This window comes from Acidobacteriota bacterium, assembly GCA_016196035.1.
Lineage (GTDB): Bacteria > Acidobacteriota > Blastocatellia > RBC074 > RBC074 > JACPYM01.
This window is the reverse complement of sequence record JACPYM010000002.1, coordinates 259648-271893: the sequence shown is the minus strand read 5'-3', so window position 1 is coordinate 271893 and position 12246 is coordinate 259648. Positions and strand designations below refer to the sequence as shown.

At 58.9% G+C, this 12246-nt stretch carries 9 protein-coding genes; 5 read left to right on the top strand and 4 right to left on the bottom strand.

The features are described from left to right. Nucleotides 1–18: 18 nt before the first annotated feature. From HY011_01245 to HY011_01230, 4 genes are all read right to left on the bottom strand, one after another. Nucleotides 19–2562: a TonB-dependent receptor gene (locus HY011_01245; GenBank protein MBI3421540.1), complete on the bottom strand. Its 2544-nt coding sequence runs from the start codon at nucleotides 2560–2562 to the stop codon at nucleotides 19–21. A 257-nt stretch (nucleotides 2563–2819) separates the two neighbouring features. Further along, nucleotides 2820–3629 carry a ChbG/HpnK family deacetylase gene (locus HY011_01240; protein ID MBI3421539.1) on the bottom strand — a complete coding sequence of 270 codons (810 nt, stop codon included), beginning with the start codon at nucleotides 3627–3629 and terminating at the stop codon, nucleotides 2820–2822. Nucleotides 3630–3739: 110 nt separating this feature from the next. Continuing rightward, nucleotides 3740–5464, bottom strand: a complete 1725-nt coding sequence (locus HY011_01235; GenBank protein MBI3421538.1) for a glycosyltransferase family 39 protein — start codon at nucleotides 5462–5464, stop codon at nucleotides 3740–3742. Further along, the gene (locus tag HY011_01230; GenBank protein MBI3421537.1) at nucleotides 5454–6224 is read right to left on the bottom strand and encodes a glycosyltransferase family 2 protein; all 771 of its coding nucleotides are present in this window, start codon (nucleotides 6222–6224) and stop codon (nucleotides 5454–5456) included. Before HY011_01230 ends, HY011_01235 begins: the two co-directional genes overlap by 11 nt. Before the next feature lie 477 nt (nucleotides 6225–6701). Here HY011_01230 and HY011_01225 point away from each other — a divergent pair, with 477 nt between their 5' ends. From HY011_01225 to HY011_01205, 5 genes are all read left to right on the top strand, one after another. Then, nucleotides 6702–8180 (top strand): sulfatase, encoded by a 1479-nt coding sequence (locus tag HY011_01225; protein MBI3421536.1) that lies wholly within the window; start codon nucleotides 6702–6704, stop codon nucleotides 8178–8180. Between the two features lie 101 nt (nucleotides 8181–8281). Beyond that, nucleotides 8282–10417, top strand: a complete 2136-nt coding sequence (locus tag HY011_01220) for a molybdopterin oxidoreductase family protein (GenBank protein MBI3421535.1) — start codon at nucleotides 8282–8284, stop codon at nucleotides 10415–10417. Between the two features lie 149 nt (nucleotides 10418–10566). After that, nucleotides 10567–10803 (top strand): antitoxin family protein, encoded by a 237-nt coding sequence (locus HY011_01215; GenBank protein ID MBI3421534.1) that lies wholly within the window; start codon nucleotides 10567–10569, stop codon nucleotides 10801–10803. After that, the gene (locus HY011_01210) at nucleotides 10796–11200 is read left to right on the top strand and encodes a type II toxin-antitoxin system VapC family toxin (protein ID MBI3421533.1); all 405 of its coding nucleotides are present in this window, start codon (nucleotides 10796–10798) and stop codon (nucleotides 11198–11200) included. Before HY011_01215 ends, HY011_01210 begins: the two co-directional genes overlap by 8 nt. Before the next feature lie 6 nt (nucleotides 11201–11206). Next, nucleotides 11207–12163, top strand: coding sequence for an aldo/keto reductase (locus HY011_01205; GenBank protein MBI3421532.1), 957 nt, complete (start codon nucleotides 11207–11209; stop codon nucleotides 12161–12163). Nucleotides 12164–12246 lie beyond the last annotated feature (83 nt).

Sequence of the window (12246 nt, the reverse complement as noted above, 5' to 3'; positions counted from 1 at the left end):
TGACGCGCGCGGTACCGGCTAAAAAATGATGTCGAAGTCCACGCGAAAGCGCCGTTTGTTTTGGCCGAAAAACAAACCGAACTGCGGGTCGCTGGTGTTGTTGCGTAACGACGTCGGATTGAAATGATTCGTCAGGTTGAAAAAGGACAGCGAAGCGCGCACATAAGTTTTGTCCTGCAACTTCAGGCCGACAATTTTCTCGACCGGTTTGTTGATCTCAAAGTCGTGGGTGAAGCGCGAGTCGAGCGCAAAAAAATTCGGGAAGCGTTGCTGGTCAGTGTTGGGGTGCCCCACGTAATCTTGCGCCGCGTTGACCTGAAAATACGGAAAGCCATTGCGATATTCCACCAGCGGCGCCCAGCTCACCCGCCCCGGCAATTTCAAACGCCCCCACAAAAGCAAACGATTAGGCAGATCGGCGGGCAGGTTGGCGCGGAAGTTGGGGCGCACAATGGGCGCGGGGAAGCTGCCCAAAAACTTGCCGAACTCATTCAAATCGCCGCGCGCCCGGCTGTGCACATACGAGACAAAAACTTCCTGTTCGTCTTTGAGCGCCACGCGCGCCGTGGTTTCAAACTGGCGGTAACGCGACTGCCCGCCGCCGCCCAACACCAAGGCATTCTGCCCGGCGACGACTTGCGGATTGAGCATGACCAGTCCGTGCGAATTGCTGGATTGATACCCGGCGCGCACGCGCAAGGCTTTGGTGATGGGATGCTCGGCCTCTAGCGTCCAGGTGGTGGAATAGGGCGCGAAATTGCCCGGCGCGTAACGGTGCTTGATCAACAGCCAGCGGTGCGCGGCCACGCGGTCGGTGATATTCAAAAAGCGGCGCGGCCCATCCACCACCGCGCCATCCGCCCCGAAGCGCGTGACAACCTGTTCGGGATAGTTGCCGAACGCAAAGACGTTGAGCGGCACGCGGTCATAAAACAGGCCGTAACCCGCACGCAAGACTGTCCGTGTATTGCCGAACGGCGTCCAGGCCAAGCCCGCGCGGGGGATGACGCGCTGCACGCCCGTGATGGATTGGTGCTCGAAACGCGCGCCCACATCCACCGCCAATTTGGGATTGACCGTCACGTGATCCTGGCCGAAGGCGATGAGTTCGGTGTCCTGCCGGTCGTAAGGCGCGCCGCCTGCGAATTCGATGCGTTTGAGCAATTGCCCATTAGCCGCGCGGATATTGATAGGACGTGCCAGATACGCGCCGTCGTTTTCCGTGCGCGTCACGCCCAGCCCGAATTTTAGATTGTGTACGCCTGCGCGATTTTTCAGCGGTGCGAGCGCCAGCGTTTCCAGCACTTCGAGGCGGCGCGCCTGGCGTTCCTGCTCGTGGAAATAACTGCCGAGGTTTTGCGTGGGCGTCAGCGTCATTTCACCGCGCGTCTGCGGCCAGACATCCTGCTCGGCGCGTTTATAGGAAACCAGGCTTTCGAGCAGATGCGCGCCAAAGGTCAGGCGGTCGGTGAACGCGCCGGTGTAATCGCGCGCGCTGAAATTGGGCGTTACCGGGCGCTGGTTGAAAAAATCCAGATTGAACCATTTGGCCTTGCGCGGCGCGATGTGCAGCGTGAACGCCAGCGAGTGCGTGGCCGAGGCCAGATAATCCAGTTGCGTATACGCGTTGAGCGATTCGCTGACGGTTTCGTTATTAGGGAAAGACAGCGCCAGCACGCGCCGTTTCGAAAGGCCGTATTCAATGCCCTGCGAAAGGAACAGCTTGTCTTTGAAGAGCGGCCCGTTGAACGTCACACGCGGCGAAGCTTCGCGCAAGCCGCGCAGATGCCCGCGCAGAAAACGGAATTCCGGGAACGGATCGTTCAACTCAAAATTCCATTTGTCACCGCCGCGCCGCGTCTCGACCGCGACCACGCCCGCCGTGAAGCGGCCAAATTGCGCCAGATACGGCGTGCGGAAAACGTTGATGGTTTGCACGCTGTCAATCGGCACCGTCAGCCCGAACTGCCCCGTGGCTGGGTCGGTGACATCGGCATTGTTGACGAGCAACGCGCTGCGGTTTTCGCCCGCGCCGTAAAGGTGCAATTCGCCCTGATCGCTGCGCACGATGCCGGGCAGCAAGGGCAAAGTATCGCTCACAGTGTCGGGGCGCGTGGCCGCCTCTTTGGCTTGTGTGCGTTGCAATTCGTTGGCGGGTGACGCGCCTTGTTCCAATGGATTCGCCCGTGCGGTGGCTTTGACCTCGACCTGTTCGCGCACTTCGATTTTGGGCACGAGCGTCAATTCAACGCTCACGGGCGCGCCCGCCGTCACGCTGACCTTCACCGGTTGGGGCGGCTCGAAACCGGTCTTGCTGACGAGCAGTTCATACGCACCCGGCTTGAGTTGCTCGAACAGCGCCAGACCCTGCTCATCGGTCACGTGGTTGGTTGTGCTGTCGCTACCGCTGAGGTTGAGTTGCACGCTGACGGCGGCGACCGGTTGGCCCTGTTCGTTGCGGACGCTGACACGCACGCTGGCGGTTTGCGCAAATACTGTGAGTGAAAAGACGGCCAGCAGCAACAGCGCGTGGCGTCGGGCTGGAAAACATGAATTCAGCATAAAACTACTTCAATCCTTAACACGCCTAAATCGAAACAATCGAGTTTGGAGCACCGGTTGAAAAGTACCCTGTGGCGAGCAGGTGTTCAGAGTTCCGCCTTGAGGCGGTCAGTGCGCCCGCAGGCGCGTCAATCCGGCGCTGCGCGCCGCCGACCGCCTCAAGGCGGAACTCTGAACACCTGCGCCTGCATTGTTCGGAAAAAGCTGTGTGTGCCAATGTCAGTTGCTTCGATTTAGATTGTCGGGCCTTCACACGCCTAAGCCCAGGAAACTATCTTGATCTGCAAAGCCGTCAAGCAGGCGCGGAAGTCCGGCGCAAGCAACGCCGCCAATTCCTGGCCGCTGGCATAGTCAGGATAGGGCACGCCGTCGCGCATACTCGGATGCACGGCCAGTTCCGTCAACCCGGCGGGCAAGGCGGCCAGTTCGTCGCGCAGCGTCTCCAGCGTGAAATGGCCCGCGTGCCGGAAGCCCAGAAAGTGGTCGTTGTGGCGCAACGCGCGCGCCGGGGTCGCCCAGCGCGCCAGCCGCAGCGATACGCGCAAGCCCAGCAACCCGGCCCAACGAAGGTGATCGCGCAAGGCTTCGTGCGGCAATCGCAGCGCCGGGATGCCGTATTCGTGGCAGAGCCGGACGGCGCACTCAAACGCGGGCGGAAAGGCGTGCAGATGCTGATGACTGTCGGCATGGCTGAGTTTGAGACCCGCCGCCAACAGGGCTTCGATCTGCGCCCGCCATTCGCGTTCAACCGCATTTGAAACGGCTTGCGGGTAAGCCAGCCAGCGCTTCATCAGCCAGCCGCGCGGGAGGAAACCGGCGGCGTTCGTGATGCCTTCCGCCTTGGTCAGCGCCCGGCCTTCGACGGCGTTGAAATGAATGCCCGCCGCCAATTGCGGATGCTGGCGCGCATACGCGCACGCCGCTGCACAGGCTGCGCCGTTGACCAGCAGCGAAACACCGCCCAGCAAGCCTGTGGCGTCGAGCGCTGCGACGGCGGCGTTGATCTCGTCGCACAAACCGTAATCGTCCGCATTGATGATCAGTCGCCGTTCGTGCATGTCATTCAAGGGGCACTCTGGGTACGCACCGCTTCAGCGTGCAAGCTTGGCCGTGGGCGCAGTCGAATCAACTGTGTCTCTCAATCAGTCCTGCACGCTGGAAGCGGTGCGTACCCAGATTAATCGAGCCGGTTCGACAACAGCAATTTGTCACCGTAACGCGCCAGCAAATGCCGGTTGGCGGGCAGCAATGCTTCGAGCTGCGCTTGCTTGGCTTGAAAGGTTACGAGGAAAATGCGCTGGCGGTTTTCCTCCCACATCTGTTTCAAGCGCGCATCGTCGGGAAAGACCGGCGGCACGTCGGGGTAGTGCGAGCCGTATTGCAGATTCGAAATGCGGCCATTACGTAACAGCAAGGGGTGCCGCGTGTAAAACGCCACGCTGGAACCTTCCTCCATGTGGCCGTCTATCACGATCACGTCATCGCCTTGTGCGCGGCGCGTGATTTCGCCAGCCAGCGGTTTGGAGGTCATGCGCGGCGCAAACACCAGAAACGCCAAGTTGGCGGCCACGAAAAAGAACGCCATGCCCAGCGCGAGCAGCGCGGCTTTTGACGGGCGGAAATAATGCAGCGGTAAGAACACCCCAAACGCCACGCCCGCCAACACGAGCGGCACACGCAACGCGAGCAAGCTCTCCGGGGTCAGGTCGAAAAGATGACCCAGGTAATAGACGTAAAGCTCGGGATTATCTTTCAACTGCGCAAACATATCGCCCGACGCCTGGCCCGCCAAGGTCACTGCCACGACGATCAGCGCGATGCCCAGCAAGCCGCCCAGTGACGCGAGCACAAGCCCAGGCCAATTGCGTTGGGCTTCCCAGTATTTTTCGCATTGCCGCCCCGCCAGCAAGGCCAACGCCGGAAAGGCGGGCAGCGTGTAATACTCCAAGCGCGACGAAAACGAAAAGAACAGCAGAATCAGGAGCACCCAAACCACCGGCAACATCAATTCACGGCGCTGTTCTTGCCAAGCGGCTTTGAAGTTCGCCGGTTTGAGCAGCGTCACCAAATAAAACGACCACGGAAAGAGCCAAACCATGTGCAGCAGCCAGAATGGCAACAGCGGCACCGTGCCATAATCCTTCGGCAGGCGCTTGCCTAGGAAGCGCAGCACGTGCTCATTGATGAAGTAGAACCAGTAAAACCCCGGATTGCGCGTACCAATGGCCAAGTGCCAGGGCAGGGCGATGACGAAAAAAAGCAGCATGCATTTGAGCGAGATCAGCTTGAAGATCTCGCGCCAGCGACCAGTCAAAACGAGCGTGCCAATGATGATGCCGCCGGGAAAGAGCACCCCGATGAGTCCTCTGGCCATGACGGCCAGCGCGCCGAAGGCATAAATGGCCAACACCCAGCGTTGTGGCTCTTCCGTTTCACGCTCCCAACGCAGGAACGCATAGAGCGTCAGCGACAACAGCAAGGTAAAGAGTGCGTCCGGCAGGATTATGCGGGTGAACAGGAAGGTGCCAAACGAAGTCGCCAATGCCAACCCGGCCAGCCAGCCCGCGCGCGCACCGAAAAGCAACTTGCCCAGGCGCGTTGTCACAAAGACCAACGCCACGACAGTCAAGGCCGTCGGCAGCCGCGCTGTGAACGTGTTAGCGTCGCCGAAGAGCTTGTACGAAAGGATGACCAGCCAGTAAAAGAGGGGTGGTTTTTCCATGTAACGCACCCCGTTGATGTAAGGCGTGATCCAATCGCCGCGCAGCTTCATTGTGCGCGCGACTTCGGCGTAAAACGAATCGGCGTCATCCAGCAACGCCGGAATGCCTGCGCTGCCCACGTAAATCGCTGTAGCCAGCAAGAGCAGCAACCCGAGCAACTGTTTCTCGCTAAATTTCATTGTGATAATCAGGTTGTACTTCGACCGGCAATTCCAAGGGGGGCGTTTGAGCGCGCCAGGTGCGCTGAAAATAAGCAATCAATTCGCTGACGATGCCCAAGATCACCGCCGGACGCGACAAGGTGGACTGGCCCAGCGTGCGCGGAAAGTAAGTCAGCGGGAACTCGCTGATCTCAAAGCCCAGCCGGCGGCATTCCAGCAAAATCTCGGCATCAATGAAGGAGCCTTCCGCACCCAGTTGCATCTGGCGCACAGCGGCGCGCGGCAGCAGCTTGCAGGCGAAGTTGACATCGTGCACGCGCACGCCCAACAGCAGACGGCAAAGTAAATTGTAGCCTTTGGTCAGCACCCAACGCCGCGCGCCTTCGCCCCGGTTCAAGCGATAGCCGATGACGACGTTGCGTTCACCGGCGCGGGCCAGCAATTGCGGGATCAAGTGGAAGTCGAAGGGTAGATCGGCGTCTGTGTACAGAATTAAATCACCGGCGGCGGCAGCCAGGCCGGTGCGAATCGCCGCGCCCAATCCACGATTGCCTGCGTGCTGTACCAATCGCAAACGCGGTTCCCGCGCCGCCAGTTCCTGCGCCAGCGCGGCGGTACGGTCTTGACTGCCGTCGTCCACCAACACCACTTCCAGGAAGGCAGGCTCGTGCGCGAGCACCTCAAGCAGCTTGGTCACCAACAAAGGCAAGGTTTCCGCTTCGTTGTAAAGGGGAATAACGACACTTAGGGCACAGTGAGACCCGGATTGAGGGATCATGCGGACTCGCTCCTGATTTTTTAGCTGAACGAGAAAAAATCAAAACCAAATCCGACGGGCTTGCGTCTATGACGGCAGACGAGTCAGGCGGGTGATTTCCATCGTCCAACTGAGTTGTTTCCAAAGGGCTGGCTCGCTCAAAGCTTTCCTAGGGCAATAGCGACGCCAGCCTAAATTCTTTTCCCAGGCTAACGACCTTCAGTAAAAGCAGCCGCGTGTCTTAGCCGACTACCTATCTAATTGTAGTTGACTGCTCTCCGTTGAAAAGTCGGGACGTTTAGAGAGCCGCAGTACGGAGATGTGCGTGAATGTCGAAAAACGCGCGTATTCTGGTGAATGCAGTTGATTTTGTAAAGGGAATGTTCTGCTTTTATAACAAAAAGCCAAGTTAAAAAAACCGGGCTTTTTTGCATTCTCTGGCGGCTTCCGTTACTTTCGCGCTTAGCAATCACCACTCTTTCATTGAGGCATAAAACCATGCAACATCCTTTGTTGGATTCGCTGCTGCGCGGGCTGGCTTGGCTGTTTCTCTTCGTTTGGACGGTTGTTTTGGACAGCGCGCTTGCGCCAGTCGTGGCGCAGGGCAACGCGCGCCCGAACTTCATTATGATCGTGCTGGACGACGTCAGCCCCGATCTGGGTTGTTATGGCGACGCCCAAGCCAGCACGCCAAACATGGATCGCCTCGCCCAGGCAGGCGCGCGGTTCACCCGCGCCTTTACGCACGCGCCCGTTTGTGCGCCCAGCCGTTCGGGATTGATGACTGGTATGTATCCGACCACGCTTGGTTCGCATCACATGCGTTCCAAGCTCATCAATCCGCCCGAAGTCTTTACCAAATATCTGCGCGACGCCGGTTATTACGTCGCCTGGCCGGGCAAGGTGGATTGGAACTTTGACGACGGCAATCCCGATCCCACCAAATTCACTTATCAGCCGAATGCCCAGCAAGCCGATTCACGCAAAGATTGGCTCAACGAAGCGCCACCCAACAAACCCTTCTTTCATTACCTCAACCTCCTGGTCACGCACGAGAGCCAGACGCGCGCCACGCCGGAGCAGCACGCCAAAAACACCGCGCGGTTGAAACCCAACGAGTTTCATAAACCGGCGAACATGAAGCTGCCCGCGTATTACCCCGACGCGCCCGAAATCCGCAAAGACCTGTCGCAGTATTACGACGATGTGACCGCCGCCGATTACGTAGTGGGCGATGTGCTGGCCTGGCTCGACAAATACAAAATCGCTGACAACACGCTGGTCTTGGTCTTTGGCGATCACGGGCGCGGGATGCCGCGCAGCAAACGCTGGCTCTGGGACAGCGGCATCCGCGTGCCCTTGCTGATGCGCTGGCCCGCCCGGATCAAACCCAACACCGTGCGCGATGACTTGGTCTGCTTCCTCGATTTCGCGCCGACGTTCTTGTCGCTGGCGGGTGTTGAAGTCCCCACGCGCATGCAAGGACAGATCATCCTCAATGACAACGGGGGCGACAAACAAGCCAAAGCACGGCCTTATGTCTATTCGGCGCGCGACCGCATGGATGAAGTGTATGACCGCATCCGCAGCGTGCGCGGAGTGCGCTATCACTACCTGCGCAACTTCGCACCGGAACTGCCTTACGCGCAATTTCTCAGTTACAACGAAGAGAACCCGACCATGAAGGTTTGGCGGCGCTTGCACAACGAAGGCAAGCTGAGCGGCGCGCCCGCCTTGTTCTGGGCCGCAACCAAACCGAAAGAAGAGCTTTACGATACACAGACCGATCCCGACGAAATCAGGAATCTGGCGAGCGATCCCAAGTATCAAAAACAACTGCGCGACATGCGCGCCGCGTTAGACCGCTGGATCGTCGAGACCAAAGATTTAGGCGAAGTGCCCGAAACCGAACTGATCAAACGCGGCATCGTTAAAGACGTGTTGACGGGTGGTTACGATCAACGGCCCAAGCAATAAAGACCTTTGCCCACGAAGCTACACGAAGAGGACACGAAGATTCTTTGGTTGCTTCGTGTTCCCTTCGTGTAGCTTCGTGGGCAGGAAAATGAGGAGGAGAGATGTCATCACGAGAGTTGCAAGTCATTCGCGGCGCGTGCCCGCACGATTGCCCTGACACTTGTGCGCTGGAAATCACCGTCGAAAACGGCGTGGCGATCAAGGTCGCGGGCGCAGCCGATCATCCGACGACCAACGGCTTTCTCTGCACGAAGGTCAATCGCTATCTCGAACGCACCTATAGCCCACAGCGTGTGCTCTATCCGATGAAGCGCGTCGGCGCGAAAGGCAAGGGTCTTTTCGCCCGCATCACCTGGGATGAAGCGCTCGACACCATCGCCGCCAAGTTCAAAGAAATCGCCGCCGATAACCCGCAAGCGATCTTGCCGTATAGCTACGCCGGGACGATGGGCTTGATCCAGGGTGAGAGCATGGATCGGCGCTTCTTTCATCAACTCGGCGCGTCGCTGCTGGATCGCACGATCTGCGCCAGCGCCGGGTCGGCGGGCTATTCGGCGACGCTGGGCTTGCGCCTCGGCACGGACATGGAACGTTTTGACGAAGCCAAACTGATTTTGATTTGGGGCAGCAATCCGATCACTTCCAACGTCCACCTCTGGCCGAAGATCGTCGAAGCCAAACGGCGTGGCGCGCGCGTCATCGCGATTGATCCGTATCGTTCGTTGACCGCCGAAAAGTGTGATGAACATCTCGCGCTGTTGCCGGGCACCGATGCCGCGCTGGCACTGGCAATGATGCACGTGTTGATCAAAGAAGACCTGCTCGATCACGATTACATTCAGCAATACACGCACGGCTTTGAACTGCTGCGTGAGCGCGCCCTGGAATGGGCACCCGCGCGGGCGGCTGAGATCACCGGTCTCAGCACGGACCAAATCATCAAACTGGCGCGCGAGTACGGCACGACCAAACCGGCGGTCATTCGTTTGAATTACGGCATGCAACGCCACGCGGGCGGCGGGATGGCGGTGCGCACGGTGACCTGTTTACCCGCGCTCGTGGGTGCCTGGCGCGATGCAGCGGGCGGCGTGCTGCTTTCGTCTTCGAGCACGTTTGTGATGAATACGAACGCGCTGCAACGGCCCGATTTGATTTGGAACCAGCCGCGCACAATCAATATGTCGGCGCTGGGCGATGCGTTGCTCGGTTATCAACGCATACAGTACCGCGCGCGTGAGCAAGCGGCGCGTTTATCAGTTGCCCTTGACGAGAAACTTGAACCGCTCGTTCCGCCGATCAAAGCGATTTACGTCTACAACTCCAACCCCGCCGCTGTCGCGCCCGATTCGCGCAAAGTGATCGCGGGCTTCCAACGCGAAGACCTCTTTTGCGTCGTCCACGAAATCTTCCAGACTGACACCGCCGATTACGCCGACATCCTGCTGCCCGCGACGACGCAACTCGAACAGTTCGACCTGCACCGCGCCTACGGCCACATGTACGTGCTGGTTAACAACCCGGCCATCGCCCCGCTGGGCGAAGCCAAACCCAACACCGAAGTCTTCCGCCTGCTGGCCGCGCGCCTGGGGTTTACGGACGAATGCTTCCGCGATTCGGATGAAGAGATGGCGCGGCAGGCGTTGCAAAGCGAGCACGAGCGTATGCAAGGCATCAACCTCGACGAATTGAAAGCCAAAGGCTGGCAGCGGCTGAACGTGCCCGAACGCTACGCGCCCTTTGCCGAAGGCAATTTCCCTACGCCTTCAGGCAAGTGCGAATTCTTCAGCGAGGCGCTGGCGAAACAAGGGCACGACCCGCTGCCGACTTATATCGCGCCGCGCGAATCGGTGCTGGATGCGCCCGTGTTGGCCCGGCAATACCCGCTGGCGGTCATCTCGCCACCCGCGCACAATTTCCTGAATTCCAGCTTCGCCAACCTGCCTTCGTTTTTGAAGGCCGAGAAAGAACCCTGGCTGGATATTCACCCCACTGACGCCGCCGCACGCAACATTGCCGACGGCGACCGCGTGCGCATCTTCAACGACCGGGGTGCCTTCACCGCCACGGCGCGCGTGACCGACAAGGCCCGGCGCGGCGTCGTCGTAGCATTGTCAGTGTGGTGGAAGAAACTGACCCGCGACGGCACGAATGCGAATGACGTGACAGGACAGGGATTGACGGATTTGGGAGCGGCGGCGACGTTTTATGATGCGTTGGTGGAAGTGGCAAAGGCATAGGTCGAAGTAGGAAAAGATTTTTCCGCGCCCCGTCATTATGCGGACTACACCAAAGAGCAAGTTGCCTTGCTGATCCAAAGCACCCGTGATTTCATCACACGGCATCCTGCGTAAAGCTCAACTGCTACAGGCTTGTGGGATTGGAGGAAATAGCTATGCAAATACATGCTGTCGTTGAAAGCGGTTTGATCCGTCCGCTGGAACCAATCGAATTGACGGATGGCGAGTTAATTGAGGTGATCGTCTTGCACCAAGCCGAGAAGACGGGCTCAACCACTTCACCTGCACAAATACTTGCCCGCATCGCTGCGCTTCCACTAGAAGGCGCGCCGGATAATTTCTCCGGCCAAGATCACGACCGCATCCTTTATCCAACCAATGAATAGATTCGTTTTCGTTGATACCGGGGCCTGGTTTGCGCTGGCGGTGCCATCTGACCCGAATCATCGCCGGGTGTCGGAATGGTTGGCCAATGCCGCTGTCCCATTATTGACGACTGATTATGTTATTGATGAGACGCTGACATTATTGCGGGCGCGTGGCGAGCGACGCCGGGCGCTTGAGCTTGGCGAAGCGTTCTTTTCTGGCAGGCTCGCTGAAATTTATTGGCTAAGCGAGACCGACTTATACACGGCCTGGCAAGTCTTCCGCGACTTTGCCGACAAGGATTGGAGCTTCACAGATTGTACGAGCAGGGTCGTGATTCAAAAGCTCGACCTCGCCACTGCTCTCGCCTTTGACCGGCATTTCCAGCAATTCGGCAACGTCATCGTTGTTCCCTGACAAAAAATAGGAGCAAACAACTTGGAACTACAAACAACTGCTTCCGCTATTCCTGAACGCCCGCTAGGCCGCACCGGCGTCAACGTCGCCGCGCTCGGCTTTGGCGGCTATCATCTCGGCACAATCAAAGACGAGTCGGAAGCCATCCGTCTGACGCAGGCCGCCATTGACGTGGGCATTACCTTTCTCGACAACGCCTGGGAATACCACGACGGGCGCAGCGAAGAGTTGATGGGCAAGGCGATCAAAGACCGGCGCGCGCAAGTCTTCCTGATGTCCAAAGTCTGCACGCACGGGCGCGACCGGCACGAGGCGCTGCGGCAGTTGGAAGATTCGTTGCGGCGCTTGCAAACCGATTACCTGGACTTGTGGCAGGTGCACGAATTGGCCTACGACAACGATCCTGAAATGCACTTCGCGCTGGACGGCGTGATTGAGGCGTTGCAGCAGGCCCAGCAGCAAGGCAAGGTGCGTTTCGTAGGCTTCACCGGCCACAAAAGCCCGGAGATTCATTTGAAGATGCTGGCCTATGAATATCCGTTCGACACCTGCCAGATGCCGCTCAACTGTTTTGACGCGACTTTTCGCAGCTTTGAACAAAAGGTCTTGCCCGAACTGGCGCGCCAGGGCATTGCGGCTATCGGGATGAAAAGCATGGGCGGTGTCGGTGACATGGTCAAAGCGGGCGTGGTGACGGCACAAGAGGCCTTGCGTTACGCCTTGAGCTTGCCCGTGGCGACGGTCGTTAGCGGCATCCCGTCCGAACGCACCTTGCAGCAGAATTTGAAAGTCGCGCGCGGTTTTGTGCCGATGAACGAAGACGAGAGGCAGGCCTTGCGCGCACGTTGCGCGGCGCTCGCGGGCGATGGGCGCTTTGAGTTGTACAAAGTGACGGCCAAGCACGAAGGGCCGATTGGCCGCGCCCAGCACGGGTTTCCGCCGCCGGCAGTGATGCAGGACTGAGCTTGACCAACCACGGGGGACACGGGGCGCACGGGGAAGGACAAAACAAATGTCTTCCCCGTGCGCCCCGTGTCTCCCGTGGT